At 53.7% G+C, this 18,077-nt stretch carries 16 protein-coding genes; 3 read left to right on the forward strand and 13 right to left on the reverse strand.

The features are described 5' to 3' along the window. Positions 1–23: 23 nt before the first annotated feature. The 5 genes from RCH14_RS18795 to RCH14_RS18815 form a co-directional block, all read right to left on the reverse strand. Positions 24–3,203, reverse strand: coding sequence for a type I restriction endonuclease subunit R (locus RCH14_RS18795; RefSeq protein WP_407070092.1), 3,180 nt, complete (start codon positions 3,201–3,203; stop codon positions 24–26). Positions 3,204–3,219: 16 nt separating this feature from the next. After that, on the reverse strand, positions 3,220–4,557 hold the full coding sequence (locus tag RCH14_RS18800; protein ID WP_343027629.1) for a restriction endonuclease subunit S: 1,338 nt from the start codon (positions 4,555–4,557) through the stop codon (positions 3,220–3,222). Next, complete coding sequence (locus tag RCH14_RS18805; RefSeq protein ID WP_343027630.1) at positions 4,547–6,112, reverse strand: class I SAM-dependent DNA methyltransferase; 1,566 nt, start codon at positions 6,110–6,112, stop codon at positions 4,547–4,549. The genes RCH14_RS18800 and RCH14_RS18805 overlap by 11 nt, the downstream gene beginning before the upstream one ends. Before the next feature lie 74 nt (positions 6,113–6,186). Next, positions 6,187–6,429 (reverse strand): helix-turn-helix transcriptional regulator, encoded by a 243-nt coding sequence (locus RCH14_RS18810; protein ID WP_343027631.1) that lies wholly within the window; start codon positions 6,427–6,429, stop codon positions 6,187–6,189. A gap of 363 nt (positions 6,430–6,792) precedes the next feature. Beyond that, a complete protein-coding gene (locus tag RCH14_RS18815) occupies positions 6,793–7,554 on the reverse strand; it encodes a hypothetical protein (RefSeq protein WP_343027632.1) in 762 nt (253 codons plus the stop codon). A gap of 298 nt (positions 7,555–7,852) precedes the next feature. Here RCH14_RS18815 and RCH14_RS18820 point away from each other — a divergent pair, with 298 nt between their 5' ends. From RCH14_RS18820 to RCH14_RS18830, 3 genes are all read left to right on the forward strand, one after another. Next, positions 7,853–8,056 carry a hypothetical protein gene (locus RCH14_RS18820; RefSeq protein WP_343027633.1) on the forward strand — a complete coding sequence of 68 codons (204 nt, stop codon included), beginning with the start codon at positions 7,853–7,855 and terminating at the stop codon, positions 8,054–8,056. A gap of 475 nt (positions 8,057–8,531) precedes the next feature. After that, entirely contained in the window at positions 8,532–9,179 is a 648-nt protein-coding gene (locus RCH14_RS18825; protein ID WP_343027634.1) for a hypothetical protein, read from the forward strand. Next, positions 9,179–9,919: a hypothetical protein gene (locus RCH14_RS18830; protein WP_343027635.1), complete on the forward strand. Its 741-nt coding sequence runs from the start codon at positions 9,179–9,181 to the stop codon at positions 9,917–9,919. The genes RCH14_RS18825 and RCH14_RS18830 overlap by 1 nt, the downstream gene beginning before the upstream one ends. 103 nt (positions 9,920–10,022) lie before the next feature. Here RCH14_RS18830 and RCH14_RS18835 read toward each other — a convergent pair whose 3' ends face one another. The 8 genes from RCH14_RS18835 to RCH14_RS18870 form a co-directional block, all read right to left on the reverse strand. Next, positions 10,023–10,262: a hypothetical protein gene (locus RCH14_RS18835; protein WP_343027636.1), complete on the reverse strand. Its 240-nt coding sequence runs from the start codon at positions 10,260–10,262 to the stop codon at positions 10,023–10,025. Between the two features lie 148 nt (positions 10,263–10,410). Continuing rightward, on the reverse strand, positions 10,411–11,322 hold the full coding sequence (locus RCH14_RS18840) for a DUF4435 domain-containing protein (protein WP_343027637.1): 912 nt from the start codon (positions 11,320–11,322) through the stop codon (positions 10,411–10,413). After that, the gene (locus tag RCH14_RS18845; RefSeq protein WP_343027638.1) at positions 11,306–12,601 is read right to left on the reverse strand and encodes an AAA family ATPase; all 1,296 of its coding nucleotides are present in this window, start codon (positions 12,599–12,601) and stop codon (positions 11,306–11,308) included. The genes RCH14_RS18840 and RCH14_RS18845 overlap by 17 nt, the downstream gene beginning before the upstream one ends. A 924-nt stretch (positions 12,602–13,525) precedes the next feature. Continuing rightward, on the reverse strand, positions 13,526–13,918 hold the full coding sequence (locus RCH14_RS18850; RefSeq protein ID WP_343027639.1) for a hypothetical protein: 393 nt from the start codon (positions 13,916–13,918) through the stop codon (positions 13,526–13,528). Between the two features lie 234 nt (positions 13,919–14,152). Then, a complete protein-coding gene (locus tag RCH14_RS18855; protein ID WP_343027640.1) occupies positions 14,153–16,144 on the reverse strand; it encodes an AAA family ATPase in 1,992 nt (663 codons plus the stop codon). 6 nt (positions 16,145–16,150) lie between these two features. Continuing rightward, positions 16,151–16,612, reverse strand: a complete 462-nt coding sequence (locus RCH14_RS18860; protein WP_343027641.1) for a hypothetical protein — start codon at positions 16,610–16,612, stop codon at positions 16,151–16,153. Next, positions 16,609–16,815, reverse strand: a complete 207-nt coding sequence (locus RCH14_RS18865; RefSeq protein WP_343027672.1) for a DNA-binding protein — start codon at positions 16,813–16,815, stop codon at positions 16,609–16,611. Before RCH14_RS18865 ends, RCH14_RS18860 begins: the two co-directional genes overlap by 4 nt. A 279-nt stretch (positions 16,816–17,094) precedes the next feature. Continuing rightward, positions 17,095–18,012: a hypothetical protein gene (locus tag RCH14_RS18870; RefSeq protein WP_343027642.1), complete on the reverse strand. Its 918-nt coding sequence runs from the start codon at positions 18,010–18,012 to the stop codon at positions 17,095–17,097. Positions 18,013–18,077 lie beyond the last annotated feature (65 nt).

Here is an 18,077-nt window from a genome sequence, read left to right on the forward strand (position 1 = left end):
GTGAAAGAGCAACTTTTGAGCATTTAGGCCCATTCAGCGCTTAGGGTCTCAGCCTGTTGCATAACCAAGGCAACGGCAGCTTCCTCTTTCACGGGCGGATATTTGTACTTGCGCAGGATTCGCTTTACCAGCAGCCTCAGCTTAGCCCGCACGCTGTCTCGCACCGCCCAGTCAACGCTGACGTTCCTGCGCAGGCTTTCGGCCAGCTCGTGGGCGATCTTCTTCAGCGTTTCGTCCCCCAGCTCGCGCACCGATTCTTCATTGTCTGCAAGAGCATCGTAGAAGGCGATCTCGTCCGAGTTCAAGCCGGCGCTGGCTCCGCGCTCTGCCTCTTCCTTGAACTTCTTGGCCATCGCGATCAACTCTTCCATGACCTGAGCGGTTTCGATCGACCGATTCTGGTACCGCTTGATCACATTGGTCAACATCTCGCTGAATTTGTTGTTTTGCACGACGTTGGTAGCGAACCGGGCCTTGATTTCGCCTTCAAGCAGGCGCTCCAGCAGCTCCACCGCCAGATTCCGCTCCGGCAGGTTGCGCACCTCGTTGAGGAAGTCGTCATCGAGTATGCCGATGTTCGGCTTTTCGAGGCCCGCCGCATTGAAGATGTCCACGACCTCATTCGACACCAAAGCCGAGCCGATGATTTGTCTGACGGCCAGATCCCGCTCCTCGTCCGTGCGCTTCTTGCTGCTGATGTCCCTCTTGGTCAGCAGTACCTTGACGGCCTGGAAAAACGCGACCTCGTCACGCACCGTTTTCGCCTCGTCGAGTGTGCAGCACAGGGTGAACGCCTTCGACATGGCAAGCGCGGTATCAGCAAATCGTTTCTTGCCGTCTTTCAGGCCAAGCACATGATTTGCTGCCTTGGCCAGCATGCCATGCCCGCCCGTCAAAAAGTCGCTGTAGTCGATTTTATGGAGCATGGCACGCAACACATCCAGCTTCTCTTCCAGCACGGCGTAAGCCTCGTACGCGTCGACTGTGGGGCGGCCACGGCCCTTGCTGGCTGTGTACTCCTTGAGCGCCTGTTTCAGGTCGCTGGCGATGCCGATGTAATCAACGACTAGCCCCCCCTGCTTGTCGCGGAAAACGCGGTTCACGCGCGCAATCGCCTGCATCAGGTTGTGGCTCTTCATCGGCTTGTCTACGTACATGGTATGCACGCATGGCGCATCGAAGCCGGTCAACCACATATCCCTGACGATCACCAATCGCATCGGGTCGTCCGGATCTTTGAACCGTTTCTCCATGCGCTTCTTGACCTGCTTCGAGTAGATGTGGGGCCGTAGCAGCGGCTTATCGCTGGCCGAGCCGGTCATCACCACTTTGATTACACCCTTCTCGGGATCGTCGTCATGCCAGTCGGGGCGCAAGGCAATGATGGCGTTATGCAGGTGCGCGCAGATCTCCCGGCTCATCGCTACTACCATGGCCTTGCCGGATTGCGCCTTGTCACGATCCTCAAAATGCTGGACTAGATCAGCGGCGACTTGCTTGATGCGCGGTTCGGCGCCGACCACCTTCTCCAACGCGGCCCAGCGGCTCTTAAGAATCGCCTTCTGATCGTCCTCCTCGTCCTCTGCCAGCTCGTCCACCTCGTCGTCGATGCCATCGAGCGATCCTTCTCGCAGTCCCAGCTTGGCCAAGCGCGACTCGTAATAGATCGCCACCGTCGCGCCATCGTCGCGGGCCTGCTGCATGTCATAGATGTGGATGTAATCGCCAAAGACCGCCCGCGTATCACGGTCCTCGCTCGATACCGGCGTGCCGGTGAACGCCACGAAGGTCGCATTCGGCAGCGCATCGCGCAGGTTCTGCGCGTAGCCGACCTGATACCGTTCCTGGTACTGCGCCGGGGCCTCTGCCGCTTCTTGCAGCAATGCTGGAGCTGCCCCGGTGCCCAACGGGAGCGACTTCACCTTGCGTGACTTCAGCTTGGCCTCGAAGCCATACTGCGTCCTGTGCGCCTCATCGGCGATAACGACGATGTTGGCGCGATCCGAGAGCAGCGGAAAGGTGTCTTCATCTTCGCCGGGCATGAACTTCTGGATGGTGGCGAAGACAATGCCACCCGACGGCCGGTTGGCGAGTTTTGCGCGCAGATCCTGCCTCGTCAAAGCCTGCACCGGCTGCTCGCGCAGCAGATCCTGCGACAATGAGAAAACCCCAAACAACTGGCCATCAAGGTCGTTGCGGTCGGTGATGACGACGATGGTCGGATTCTCCATCGCGGTCTCCCGCATCACGCGGGCAGCAAAGCAGGTCATGGTGATGCTCTTGCCCGAGCCTTGCGTATGCCATACCACGCCGCCCTTCTGGGTGCCCTCAGGGCGCGATGCGGCGACCACCTGCATGATTGCGGCCCGTACGGCATGGAACTGGTGATAGCCCGCGATTTTCTTGATCAGCGTGCCGTCGTCCTCGAACAGAACGAAGAAGCGCAGGAAGTCCAGCAAGTAAGCCGGCGCCAACACGCCGCGCACCAGCGTCTCCAGTTCATTGAACTGCCCCAGCGGATCGAGCGCGACGCCGTCGATCGTGCGCCACGCCATGTAGCGCTCGGCATTGCTGGACAACGATCCCATGCGGGCCTCGGTGCCGTCCGCAATCACAAGCACCTCGTTGTACTGGAACAAGTCCGGGATCTGCTCCTTGTAGGTCTCAATCTGGTCGTAGGCCTTCCAGATATCGGCGTTCTCGTCGGCAGGATTTTTCAGCTCCAGCAGCACGAGCGGCAACCCATTGACGAACAGGAGAATGTCGGGGCGGCGGGTATGCTTCGGCCCCTTAATTGAGAATTGATTCACCGCCAGCCACTCGTTGCCCGTCACGTTAGCAAAGTCAATCAGGCGGACGAAATCGCCCCGCGTTTCGCCGTCGCGCTGGTACTCGACGGGCACACCGTTGACCAGCATGCGATGGAACAGCCGGTTCGCTGATAACAGCACCGGCGTATCTAGGTTCAGCACCTGTCGCAGCGCGTCCTCGCGGGCGACACATGGGACTAGCGGATTGAGCTGCGACATGGCCTCACGAAGGCGGTCAACTAGAACCACTTGGGTGTAGTTGCTACGCTCAGGTGCATCACCGTCAACCGCAATCTCAGGTCCGTAGACATAGCTGTAACCTGTGTCAGTCAGCCAGCCAAGAGTTTCTTGTTCGAGTTGGTCTTCGGTCATGAGTAAGCCGCTTAATCGCATGTGTCGCTAGTTGGTGTCAGGCGGCAAGCGCTGTTTGATCAGCGGCTTCCGGCAGAAGCAATTCGCCCGATATCAGGCGCGGGAGCAGCGTGTCGCGAATTCCGACAAGGGATTTGCACTGCGCCTGGTTTTCATGAATCCTGGCCCAAATTGGCTCTACAACGGTCTCGAACGCACGCTTAATAGAATCGGGCGGATTTAGCACCGCGTAGCTAGGGAAGTGCTTTAATGCGATCCGATTTACCGTTGCGCCCTGGATCGTATGTTTTTCCAATAGCCTCTGGAAGGGCGCAGCAACAAATTGATGAAACCAAAAATGCCCGTACCCGTTTCTTGCGCGTGGCCGGATTAGTGCCAGTCTACGACCGAGACAACAACGTGTTGCCGGCGGTATCAGTGCGAAGAAGCCCAATGTGGCCTCGTAACTGAATACAATGTCGCCGTGGCTGGGCACAACCCTGCGCGTCCACTGCACCCACTGGTCTTCATGGATATGACGAACCGCAGTAAGATCGATACCACTTCCAGTCAAGTTCTTGATACCTAAAAAAATTGGCCCAGTATCGGCCTCTGGCGGCGTCGCATGTGGGCCGTCATATACACCCTCTACCACCTCTTCGATAGATGCCAAACGCCACCCCGACGGCACTGGCCCCAGCTTGGACTCATCGAAACCGTCCGGGAAGAGCGCCGCCGTAGCATTATCCATTCCCTCAGGCGCACGCCCTCCCTGCTTGGCGCGCACGGGATCGAAGTCTACGAACCACGATTTGAACAGGGCTTGGGCAATTTCCTCTAAGGTGGCATTCGCTTCGCGCAATATGGTTATTCGATCATCGAGTGCACCGAGAATACTACTTGCCTGGATCTGATCCGAGAGCGAAGGAACGGGGATTTTAACTTTGCGAAGTTCAGCTTGACGGATTCCTTGCACTGTCGTGCCTGTTGCCCTTCCAAAAATATCGTCCCGGACTCGATTTGTTTGTAGAGCATAATAAAGAAATCGACCATCGATGACGCCCTGCCGTGGACGAAGCGCGAATAATCGTTGGCCCAGACACCAATCTTTGTCGCGCCCTAAATATGCAAGCTCGCCCAGCGGCGCCTCTGAAGTCATGATGACATCGCCTACGCGCAATGGAGTTTTCATCCACTTACTATATACAGATGCGTCCACAAAGCGCGGCACATCAGCATCTAAAACGATCCGTCCATTTTTTATAAGCTTGGCCGAAATAACTCGGTGGCCTCTTTCAACAAAATCTCCTCCAAGCTTGAGTGGCGTAATACCCCTTCGGTCTATGACGTCCTCAATCACTTCATCTATTCGCCGCCATCTAACTTCAAAACTCATACCCCAGCCCTCCCAGCTTCTGGCGTATCAGTTGATCTAACTCCGCGCCCTTGGCAATCTGCTCGCCCAGCTTCTCAGTCAACCTCTGCATTTTGCCAACGAACTCTTCGTCCTCGTCCTCCAAGACTTCCGCGCCAACGTAGCGACCCGGCGTGAGCACATGCCCATGTTCGGCGATCTCAGCTAGCGTGACAGTGCGGCAGAAACCCGCCTCATCCTGATACTCTCCCGAGTCTGCATCGCCGCGCCATGCCGCTACCGTTCTGGCGATCTTTTCGATCACTTCCTCGGTGAACTCGCACTGCACTCGGCTGATCATGCTGCCCAGCTTACGCGCGTCGATGAACAAAACCGCGCCCTGGCGTGCGCGCTTTTCCTTAACCAAGAACCACAGGCAGGCCGGGATCTGCGTGTTGAAGAAAAGCTGACCCGGCAGCGCAATCATCACCTCGACCTTGTCGGCATCGACCATGGCGCGGCGAATGTCGCCTTCGCTGTTTTGGCTTGATGACATTGAGCCATTGGCCAATACGATGCCAGCGCGCCCCGTGGATTTAAGGTGATACAGCATATGCTGGAGCCAGGCGTAGTTGGCATTGCCTTGCGGCGGCGTGCCATAGACCCAGCGCGGGTCGCCCTCTAGGCTGCCATGCCACCAGTCGGAAATATTGAACGGTGGATTGGCCAGTACGAAGTCGGCGCGCAGATCGGCATGTTGGTCGCGCACAAAGGTATCGGCAGGCTCCTTGCCAAGGTTGAAGTCAATGCCGCGAATGGCCAGGTTCATTGCTGCAAGTCGCCATGTCGTGGGGTTGGCTTCCTGCCCATAGATCGATACATCGCCGACCTTGCCGCCGTGTGCTTCAATAAACCTCTCGGATTGCACGAACATGCCGCCCGAACCGCAGCACGGGTCGTACACCTTGCCATGGTGTGGCGCAAGCACCGCGACCAAGGTCTTGACAATGGACGCAGGTGTGTAAAACTGACCACCGCGCTTGCCTTCGGCGCTGGCGAACTGGCCAAGGAAATACTCGTAGACCTGCCCGAGCAGATCGCGCGCGTGGTTCTTGGCGGTGTCGCCCGACACGCCAAAGCCAATAGTAGAAACCAGATCGACCAGCTCACCAAGCTTGCCGTCCGGGAGCTGCACCCTGGCGTACCGCTTGTCGAGAATCCCCTTCAGCTTCGAGTTTTCGACCTCGATCAGGGCGAGAGCATCGTCGATGCGCTTGCCGATGTCGGACTGCTTGGCTTGAGCGCGCAGTGCCTCCCAGCGTGCCAGCTCGGGCACCCAGAAGACATTGACCTCTTTGTAGTAGTCGCGATCTTCAAGCTCATCGGCCAGCATCTCGGCGTCGACATCGTGAAGGAAATAATCGTCAGCGGGGTCGCTAAAACGAGCCGTAAGCTCGTCACGGCGTGTCTGAAAGGTATCGGATATGTACTTGACGAAAATAAGGCCCAGCACGATGTGCTTGTACTCGGCGGCGTCCATGTTGGCGCGCAGCTTGTCGGCTGTGGCCCAGAGGGTTTTCTTGATGTCTTCAATCATGGGATTCGTGGCGTTGTAATTCTGACGGCCACAATCTTATCCCATCTGAGGGATACCAAAATGCAATATCTACCCTACAGCCCCGCCCTGGTCATTAAGTCGCCAACTGTAGTCTCCAGAGCCTTGGCTATCCGGACGAGATGAAGCAAGCCCGCATTCTGCTCGCCACGCTCGATCGCGCCTAAGTAGGAGCGATCCACGCCGCACTGATGGGCCAGCTCTTCTTGCGAGATACCCTTCACTATCCGCGCAACGCGAACAGCCACGCCGAACGATACAAGCGCAGGATCTTTGGAGTTGGGGGAACTGATTGGCATCTGCCAATCTTCAGGGTAAGATTAGACCCATTCCACGGGCAATCTTCCCCAATTGCCTCTCTTAATGATTGAATTAAAGAATATTTATTTTTGGAGTCATCTTGAAACGAATCCATTTTGCGTATGAGAACGACACGCCTCGATTATTCGCCCAGCTCCCTCAGTTCCAGTGCAACTAGGCTGATTATGTCCAACGAAAAAGTGACAATCACCTTCTCTACGGCACCTGGCCAGAAGCTGGCTGTCGAGACACACGCACTGTCCACTAGTACGCATCAGCAAGTGGATCTGTTCCTAGTTGCAGAAAAGCCTGCGGATATTTCGGTGGGACGACTGGCACCAGGTCTGGCATCTTCCAACGCATCAGCTATAGGCACCGACCGGCGAACATTTGAGCCGCCAACGTGCAGCTCGACGCGGGCTAGTGCTGAGCGCCGTGCCGTCGCCAATGAAAGTCTTCCTCCGCCCGCTCTGCAAGCCGCAGCACCCAGAGCGAAGCCGTGGGAAGACCTGAGCCACGGCTCCAAGGGGCTGAACCTGCCGATGTCGGCCGAGCTGTACGCCAAGATGCGGTGGTGTACGCAGAACGTCCCGCAGATGTCGCTCCAGAAGCTCGCCCGCATGGGGGCCGAGAAGCTGGCGGACGAGCTGATTGCACAACATTACAAGGGAGAGTAATAACGTCACGGTCAGCGCGCCGGCCTTCTGGAATTCCAGTCGCATTGGCGTGTCCAGCAGTCCGGTCTTTGGCTTGATGGCCGGGTGCAAGTTGACCATACGCGCCGACTGCTCGCGGCGGAATGCAGCCGTGCCGCGCTTCTCACCGGTCTTCGACGGCGTGACGTTGACGGTCGTCGCACGACGAACCTGGGGAACGATGTACGCAAGGTCTTGGTCGTTGTACTGAGCCATGCGCAGAAGCCCCTGACACGCAGCCAGTAACGAAGCGCGCTCATCGGCTCGACAACGTGACGCTTTAACCATAGGACTTTTCTCCGCGAGGTGGTCCAGCAGCTCCTCGACCAAGTAGCGGCGACGCTGCTTGTCGTTCAAGCGAGTGTGAACCACCAGTGCGTCGATGTACGCAAACATGTTGTTGTCTTTGGCCTTGGCGATAGCGAACAACGCTTTAGCCTCACCAACTAGCGTATAAAGATCGTCCAGGTTCTTGGTAATACTGTGCCCTTACAACTTAGCCACTCCAGCGTGCCCGTGCAGCTAATGCAGAACCGTTTCCTCAACTTCCTTAACCAACTGGTGGGACGACAAAACCACATAACAACACCCTCCTGATAGACTCGCGCGGCTTCCTGACTTTCTGCGGGGTGGCGTCAGCCAGGATGTCCTGTGGAAGATCCATCTGCGTTTCAACGACGCAGAACGAGATGCCCGGCAGCTTGCCGAGCTAAAATTGGAGCATTTCATGGAAGAGCGTGATTTCAACGTTATTAGCCCGCAAGCTCTCCCGGATCAGGTAGATGCGATCATTCGTCGTCGGGCGGCTGGCCACGTCGGTACTGTTTGCGTGACCGGGGATGTCCGCAAACGTGTCGACAATCTCGATGGGGATATGCGTTTTAAACTGATCCGTGATCTTCTTCGCACGATCCGCAATTTCGGCGACTGACAGCCGCTGCGCGGGGGGCACGGCAGCAGCCGGTTGGGCGAATGCGGTCTGCTGCGGGCGGATGACCCGGCGAATGTGGACGACAGGACCCGTCTAACCCATTGGCTTCACGACGTGTGCCGAGTCAGCGAACAGTCCTAAGTTGTATGTCCCCTCGGAAGAGCGATTCGCTCCATTGCACGCGCAAAAAAATTCAGGGTTTCCATACGCCGAAAAATTTTGAGAGTCAGACCTATGGAGATATACAGGTCCCGGGGTAGCCTTTATCTCCCCCCCCTGTGGAAATTGCACTTAAGCATCCATGTTGACATGCAGGTAATTTTACAAACTCACCTATCACCGGTTTACTCAACAGCGACTTAACTGCCAGCACCACGGACTCGCAGTAAACACGCTGGTATCTCGATCATTAGTGAAGTTCCGCAACGAATTGGAACAGTGCTATTATTTGTTGCCCAATCGTCAAGGAACCACTATGGCATCGAAAAAAACCGCACCAAGTGAGCAGTCAACCGTCAAAGTACGAATCATTGATTTCGAAATGAGCGGCAGCGATCAATCTCTACAAGAAAGCTTGCAAACGATTGCCGCTGCTTTTTCTCGGGGCACCCAAACTGTCCAGGTCTCACGCCGTATAGCATCAACAAGCACCTCAGGGATGAGCAATGCTGCGACAGCGGATAGCCCGGACGATCTCGATGACGGCCAGGATGACATCATTCTTGATGAGACTAAGGCGGTAGCAACGCCTGAAAGAAGGTCGCCGCCAACTCCACGGAAGCCCACGGCACTAAAAGTAGTGCATGACGTTTCGTTTACCGACGCGTCACCAACACTTAAAGAATTTTACGCAGAGAAGAACCCAGGCAAAGTCGCCATACAAAATTATCTAGTTGTCGCCTATTGGTATAAGCATTACGGTGGCATCGAGGAATTAACTGCGGACCACTTCCATACAGCGTTCCGGCATGTTGGCTTTCCCACCCCGAAGGATGCACGCCAGCCAATGCGCGACCTAAAGAACAGTAGAGATGGGCGGATGATGAGCGGGTCGTCACCGAATTCGGCCGTCATTAGTCATCTAGGCGAAAATATTGTTGACGCAATGAATAAGGCTGAGTAATGGATCTAAGCGATTTTACTAATCAGATCAAAAACTTTAATGACCTAGCCATAACAGAAAAAATTTCGATCATCGGCTACTTTTTACATGCACATCGAAATTGTGAAAAATTTAAAGCAGCAGAGATCAATAATTGCTTCGATGCGTTACACATAAAACGTCCAGCAAATACTGGCTCTCAAATGACTGCGATGGCGCAGAATGCAAGACTTCTAGGAAATACAAGTGGATTCAGATTAAGCAATACGACTCGCGCGAGAGTAGTCGCTATCCTGCCTTCGACCGCACCTCCCAAGCAAATCTTGTCGCAACTAAAAAAATTAGAGGAGAGTTTAACCGATCCGCAACAACAAACATTCCTACATGAGGCGAACGTATGTTTTATTAACGGGGCGTATAGAGCAGCCGTAGTAATGGCATGGAATCTAGCTTATCACCATGTATGTAGAAAAATCTTTGATCAACACCTTGATGATTACAATAGTAGGCTTCCTTCACAGTACAAGAATGAGAAGCCTATTGTAAAATTCACCGACTTCGAAGATTCAAAGGAATCTATTGTTATCGCAGTCGCCAAAGGTGCAGGAATAATTAGTAACACAACAGCAAAAATATTGAAGGCAAAATTGGATATTCGGAATATTGCGTGCCACCCCTCTTCGACGACAATATTGCCTATCACCGCTGAAGAGGTAATATCAGACTTAGCGCATAATATTTTACTTAAGCCAGCCCTATAAGCAGTATGTGCTTCAAAAATCCGCGTCGACGTTTGAACACGATGACCTGAGGGCAGACTAATGGCGAATGCTACCGCACCGTGTGATGTATCAGGTCGGCGACTCAATCTCTGTAACTGGCTTTACTATTGTAAGAATGGTCGCTCGAGAAACGCCGTAGAGCTTCGCCAACGCGCTCACGCTCTGTTTGTTCGCGTAGACCCTCGGCCATCTCTTTACGTTGCTCTGGCGTGGTTTTGGCGGGCCTGCCAAGCGTCTTACCATCAGCTTTTTCCCGTGCGAGTCCGGGCTGGGTTCGTTCAACGATCAAGTCACGCTCCATCCCTGCGACAGCAGCTAACATCGCCAGGATGAGCTTGCCGCTGGCGCCATCAGATCTAGTTTGCCGAGCTGGAGAACAACGACCTCAATATCGAGCTTGGCCAGCGTTTTTATCGTTGCAAGCACGCCCGGCGCATCTCGTCCTAATCGGTCATTTTTTGACGATTTGATCAAGCAGGCAGCGCTGACAGCTCCGAGATTCGATCCCGGATGTATGCCATGTTGGAAGTAGGAGGAACTTCCCGTATGAGCGAATAGATCGTTTTATTACTTATGCCGTCCCTGATTTTAAAAGTGCACCGAGAATGCATTCCGGCCTTACAATATCCGCATTTTCCATTACCTTGTCCGCCACAATGTACCGCTAAATTTTTAAGTAGTTTATATACCTCGTCACTGAAAGTCGAAAGCATCCACTTCCCTTTCGCAATACGTTTTACGCTGTCAAAATTCTTTGCCAGATTGTTAGATGCTGCAAAAACATCTAGGTCGGCCTTTTTTGCAATTACACTGGTGATCACTGATGCTTCATTTCGACGACCATTCTGATAAGAATATTTAAAGTCAGCAGCGTAATTGTGATCGAGTGCGCATCGTAATGCCTCGAGAGAAAAATAATAAAGTTGCAATAGTGAAATCTCAATAGAGTCAAAAGCTATAGATATGAAATTCTGTGAAATCAGATCTGGCGTAGCTGTTGTACACGTTAAAACTATTTCTGACAGTATTTCTTTATTTACAAAATCGGTCTCAATTGAATAATTTTTTAAAGCAAAAATTGCTTTTTCTGCAGGCAGCTCGTTTCTAAATTCGCGTACGTCCCGGTCAATAATCCCCAATATGAAATTCTCAATTGTCGCTGAATTTATGGGCAAAGTGTAAAGTTCTTGTATAGCCTTAATAACGTCCCCACAACCGGGGGCAAATCCTTCAATCATCTCCACCGCATAAATCTCGAATTTTTCTAACTCCTTCGCAGTCAGAGCATAGTAGGTTTTAATATCATCGGTACCTTCAACTACAATAGTTGGCGTTGATGTCATTATTGCTTCGTTTAAAACTTCGTCAATTGTGAGCTTCAACTTCTTCTTTCGTTGAGATTCCAGTTATCAACGGGGTCAAAGACGCGGGACTACGTTTTGCCAGTATCGGTGAGTGCGAAGCAACAATTATTTGGGTGTCGGGGACAAGTTCGTTAAACAACTTCAAAAGTTCGCGTTGCCAAGTAATGTTCAAAGAGATCTCAGGCTCGTCAATAATCAAAAAATCGCGTCCCTGCGCCTGAAATAAGACCATACATAGAAACGTCAAAATATGACGTTCGCCGCTAGAAAGATGATGAATCGAGTGTTTCGATTTTCCGACAGAGATATATAATTCTGTATTGTTAATTATCAATTTTTTTCCGCCGATCAAATACTTATTGAATTTGTCAATTAGCAAATTAACGGCACCTAGAGCAAGTTTTTCCTTTTCCAGCTCTTCAATCATATTGAGGAATAGGTTACACAAAAGGGGCTTTTTTTCAACCTCTTCAACATAATTCCCTTCTGTAAGGGACTGTAAAATCCCGACAATCGTTGCTTTGAAGTGATTCGAGTCGCGTGCATCATCGTTCGTCAGCGCCTCTATCAATCGCCCGCGATAGCTGATCAAATTGGAGTATAAATCTCGTGGAATTAAAATCCCAACGTTAGGATAGGTGGCATTAATTGCGTCAGATAGAGTATTGAAAAGTGCACTTTGAATCTTCAGATTTGCCGAATATTTTGCTGAGTGATAATGATTCATTAACAGCTCTTCGACGTTCTCCAGTTTAATATTTTGGAGGTTCACGTGAGCCTTCGAAAAATTCATTTCTGTGCGACGATCTCTAGTTGACGATTGCCTACGCCTTAGGAAAATCGACAATTCCTCCGAAAATTCGCGCGGAGAAAACTCTGAATCTCGGGCGAAAAACCTTCTGCCACGAGGCGATAACCTAAAGAATTCGTAGATAAGATCAGCTTCTATTCTTAATGACTGAGTACTAATACCACGCTCAACGCCAAGTGATAGCGAGCTGGTATCTTTTAATGGTGATTCAGTCAGGCCGGACCAATCGTAGCTAACATCTGTTTTGGCTACGTTGACATATGACGTTTCTAATCCATCTGTGTACCAACATTCAATCGAATTAATGCCAATACTACTAAGCGTCGTATCGTCTTGTGATAAAAATGCGGAAATTGCCTTTAGAAAAGATGTCTTTCCACTGCCGTTTTCACCATATACTACTGATACTGGATCACGAAATTCAATTTCTGCAAATCGATCTTGATGTTTAAATCCATTTATTCTAAATTTCTTAAGACGAATCATTACATCTCCAAAACGGTATGAGTATTTCAATAATCGCATTAAAATACAGTGTTGGCAAGAAACATTTCGTAATTGCTGCTAAGGTGATTATCTGGAAATTGGATGTTGTCGGGCTGCGCGATGCTTTTCTTTGAAAAATTTCGCTTACTTTCCGTGACCCGGTTTGTATTGGGCAACTACATGGTAATGGCTCCGCTGCAGCGAGCTAAGCAGATGCCTTCCGAAAAATTACAAAAGTGTCCATAAATTCCTTGAGGTACTCTCCACACGCTGATGAAATCTGTACCTGCAGGTCACCCCTCCCCAAAGGGTCTAATCACGGTTTCGATCCAGCCAAGAGCGAAGGTTGCAATAGTGAATATCATCAAGTCGAGCGACTTGAGTGATCAAGCGAAGATGTCGCTTCCGCCATTTGCGAGGCTTCCGTAAAAGGGGCTGACTTGGATCCAGGGTAAGTGAAGAATGTAGTTTCAATCGCGAAATCCTTGCCCTATCTGCTGCCGTCGAGGCAACATTCGTTCGATATCGCAGGCCGTGGCAATGTCGGCAGGCCAGCTCACCGGCCCAAAAATATAGAGATTGAAAATTCCCCTCGTGCGCGCGAGGGCACTTTAGGAGGCAGCGTACACGGCCTTGGAGGCACTGGACGGCTACGATGTCCGCTACCCACGCCCGACCGCCTAGAAAAACCGCTAGGCGGGTCTCATCAAGCACAGCAACGGTTCGCACGTCCCCATCGTCAAGTACGAGCCGCGACTCTCCACCGGCCTTCGCCATCCGCATCAACTTCGGCAGGTTCACCTCGAACGCATTTTCGAGGACCGGCACTCGGGCCGCCTTGGCTTTTTTCATCGCAGGTACCTAAAAGAAAAGCGAACCGGGCACTCACATGCGCGGCTCGCTTGATGTCCAACTATTCTTGTATTACTGCACAGCTTGAGGCTTGATCTCCATGTAGATCGTGCCGACGACGATGCCGATTGGCTTGTCCAGCGAACCGAACAGTGCAGTCTGCGTCGCACGGAGGGAATTTTTTTCGTCGTGGAGCGGATCGGCCGGGTCGATCACCGTATTCCGGTCGATGCCGACGCGAATTGCCTCAATCAGGTCGAGGTAATCCAGTTGTCGCTCGGTGGTGAACGTGACCTGACCGAGCACGCGATCCCGGCGGAAGCCCTCATAGCCATTCAGACCCGCGTCGATTGCGACCAGCGCCCTCGCCTCCTCGGGAGTCAGGCACACGATGCCTTGGTTGAAACGGTGCTTGGCCTGTCGCTTGATAGTCGAAGTCCAGCCCCTGATAATGTTGGTGCTCATGTGTTTCCTTTGAAATATACGATTTAGTTATTAAATAGTAGCCAGAATTATTCGACCAAAATATGTGTCCCACTTTGTCCCTGATAACTCTAAAACGGGATTTTCCAGTGGCCCATATTGCTCCCGGTCTTTCCCACCTCCCCTATAGGGGGAGGGGGAAACCGGGAAGGGCTAGGTGGCGTGATCGGTGGATAGATAGGTGGGTGATTTTTCTTGTTTTATACTGCCAAGCTTTTAGTTTCCGAAGGCTGGCAAGCGCACGACGTGCGTGTCGGTCATTTCGATCATGCCATGTGCAGCCAAGGCTGTGACAGCCTGCTTGGCGCGTTCGCGTTTGTGTTTCGGGTCTGTTTCAATTGCAGCAGCGATCGCACCGTATGCCGTGACGTACGTGACCTGGGAATCGCCTTCACTTTCATTGAAGAGATTGAGCAGAACGTCGCGCGCGGTACGCTGATGCTGCCCGAGCTTGCGCGCGCCTTTTTGCGCGAATGGCGGCGCAATTGAAACCGCGACGCACGATGTGATGTCCTCGCCATCTTCGTCTTGGCCGGCCACGACCTGTTCGAGGCGGAAGGCATGCTGGGTCCCGGTTTCATCGTCTTTCGACTTTGCCACCGTCCAGCCCAAGCCCTCGCCCTTAGTGCGCATAACGCCGATAACGCAGTCCATCGCAGCGAACAGGCTGGAGTGGCCGCGCATGCCCTTGCTCTCGTCCTTGCCGGTGTGGTGCACCAACAGCACCATCCCGCCCGTCAGTTGTTGGAGAGCCTTCGCGTTAGCGATGATCGTGCCCATGTCCTTTGACGAGTTCTCATCGGAGCCGGGAGCCGCTCGGTTGAGCGTGTCCAAGATGATCAGGCCGTCTGCACCATTAGCCGTGCGAATTGCGAGTGCCAATTCTTCGACGTCTGTACCGAGCGTGATGTCGAACTGCTCTACGATAAAGTGAAGGGTATTGGGCATCTTGCGGGCGTTGTACTTCTCCCAAGCCGCGACGCGCTTGCCCATCCCGCCTTCGCCTTCGAGAACGCAATAAGTGACCGGGCACTGAGTAACGCGCATGCCGTACCACTGCGTGATGCCCGATGCCACCGACGCGCTCAGGTCCAGCGCGAGGAACGACTTACCCGCACCGCTGGGGCCGTACAGCGCCGCGAGGCCAACCTGCGGCAGGAGGCCGCGAACCGCCCATTTGATCGGTTCCGCTTGCGTGAGCTGTGCCGCAGTGAGCACCTTGAAGCGGCTGGATTGTTCGCAACTCGTCGATGCCACATCATTGAGTTGCAAGAGTCGGCGGAGGTCAACAGTCTGGGGCGTGTATTTGGCCACCGCGCTGCTCACCAATTTCGGGATCTCGTCCATGCGCGCCGCCCAGCGAGCATCGTGCGGTCCTTGAGAAGAGCGCATGAGGCCGCGCAGCCAGGACACCACTGCGCCAGGCTGCGTGCCCGACGCGACCATGGATCCCGCGAGATCGCGCAGTGCGTCGTGGTAAACCTCGCCACTGAGGATCTGGCTGATCCACACGGCGTGGCGATCAAACAGTGCGCCGACAGCCGCGCGTTCGATCACATCCGCGCCGCTGTCCTTGCGGACCTTGGCAGCCAGTTCCTTGAAGCCCGTCAGTTCACTCAGCGGACCCATGGTCAGCGCATGTCCAGTCACGGTGAGGAAGCGCAAGTTGGAGTACAGCTCAACCTTGAGGTCCTCGATCGTGCCATTCACCCCTTTCTCAAGGTTGTGGGCGTAGCCGAATCCGCGCAGGCCGGTGCCGGACGGCGAGATTTCGATGTAAGTAACACCGAGGTGTTGCATGAGGTCAGTTGCTGCCGCCGATGGCATGCCGTCGATGACGCAGTGGTCAAGGTCGATACCGACCAGCCCATCGCCGTTCAGCATGACACCCACGCCCGTGTATCCCCCTTCCATATAGGCCGTCACGGCATCTTCATGCGTCCCCCATGTCTGCGAGTCGTTCGACTTGGCACGCGAATTCAGGAGTTTTGGGTTGTACGGCACCTTGATCGGCTTAGCGCCTGGCTTCCCTTCCAGGCGCCAGACAACCCAGTTTGGTTTCGCCTTGAGTTCAAGTGGAATGTTGTCGAACTTCGGCAGCCTGACACCCGGGTTGTGGGCGCACAGCAGTGCTTCAGGGACAACTGGCAGCCGTGCGCCAACCGTCGGTGGAGCGGCCTCGTTTTCAATGTGGTTTTGGGTCAGCATGTTGGCTCACTTCTGCGCCGGTTCGAGCAGCCAGCCGATGTCCACCAACGGCTTCTTCTCGCTCTCGAATTCAATGGCAGTCACATTCGAGAGGTAGATGCCGTCGAAGCAGTAGCGATCAGCCACGGTCACATAAACTTTGCGGCCGGCGAGGCTCTTAACGGCTGCGGTCTCAGTGAGGGTGATTCCGTCCACCTTGATGGCGTGGAGCGGCAGTTCGATAACTCCAACGCGCGGCGAACCGACAAAGAAGTCGATTTCGGCGATTACGACGCTTCCTTCGTTGACAATGCCATCGATCCAGCCAACGTGCCTGCCGGCCTGCGGCTGGTTGCCGTAGATCGAACGGAGATAAGCCTTGCCAGCCTTCTCATATGCTGTTGCGTGTTTAGCCGCCGTACGCGGGGTACCGGCGCGGAGCAGGAGCGGCGTCTGCGAATTTTCTTGGGCCAGCAGTCCGGTGATCATGCGTCCCCCTTATTCAGCAGCTGCTTGATCTGTGCCACCGGCCACGCGAGGCGGCCATTGATGCGGACCGGGCGGAGCGGGCCGTCTTCGAAGCATGCCCACTTGCGCAGGGTCTGTGGCTTACGGCCGAGATGAAAGGCAGCCTCCGCCGTAGACACAGCGATGCGCACTTGGGCGTCGAGTGCGGAATATTTCTTGCTCATGACATCCGGCCGCTCGCTGAGCGCCACGGGGTTGGGGTGGGTTGCCGTATTTGGCGTGTGCATCTGAATCTCCTTATGTTGATGCGTGTTTAGGAGTGCTCAGATTCAATTGCCACTGTTTTTTTGCTCAGGGGAATGGCATGTCCATGACGGTTTCATGCAGCTTGCAAGCCAAGTATGTGGCAGGTGTGTGGCAGGTTGCTATGGCAGGTTCAGCCATTTTTGGCGGCCTACCCGCCGTATTCACGTCATCGTCACCCTAGTCAAAGAGCAAAGGCTTCATACCAGATCCTCCGCAACTTCGTTCCATTTCTCCCGCCACGGCGCCAAAAACTGATGCTCCATGAACATCTTGTTCAGTTTCGATCTGGGGGTACGATAGTTTTCATAAAATCCAGCAGCGAGAACGACGGGGTCCCACAGTGCAGCGTGGCGACTCCCAGGAGTGCCGCTCACTTCTTTCGCCTGATCCTTGCCGTATAGCCCCTTACCATTAGCGAGTGCTTTTTTAAGGTCAATGGTGGTGAGACCGGAAAACGCCATCAAAACCTGGTTTTTCGTAATGCCCAATGGGGCTGCTTTGTCCACTCGGCAACGGCTGGCGCTGTTCTCTGCTGGAACCGGCGCTTCCATTGGCGGAGCAGGCTGGGCAGGCTCGCTGCTGCCAGCCCTCGCCAACTGAGGGCAACGTAAATCGTCATCTTCTATTAATGCGGCAATAGTATGTCGTGGAACGACGAACGTGGACTGCGCGGTGATCTGCACTGGCTTGGAGAAGAAATACTCGTTCGATTCACCCATCCATTCCCCCTGCTCGGTGTCCCAATAGCCGATTACACGGTGGTCGCTCTGACGAAACGCGGTGATGCTGCTCCAAGGCTGGTGCGGTTCATCTCCGAAGAGCCAAGCCGGTCGATCCGTGATGACTTGAGGCCCACTGCTGTAAGCGAGTTCTTCGATCTCATATTGTCGAAGGGTAACGTATTGGGCTTTGAGGGAATCCTCTTCAGCGATGACTAAGCGCTCGTCAACATATCGCTTTGAAACGATCGATGCATCATATGGCGCAGTCGCGTAGACCGGAAGACGAAGACGAATTACTGCACGGATGACTTCATCCTCGGTCCAAACGCGTTTAGTCAAAGCGCTCAGGATCTGGACAGCTTCGACAATTGAACAAACTTCGCTAATGTGCATCTTCACCTCGCGCTACGGGATCAGCACCCTAGCAGTAGCCGAGCAGAGCGTCAATGTGAGACAAC

The sequence above is a fragment of the Massilia sp. MP_M2 genome (assembly GCF_039123635.1).
Classification (GTDB): Bacteria; Pseudomonadota; Gammaproteobacteria; order Burkholderiales; family Burkholderiaceae_D; genus Telluria.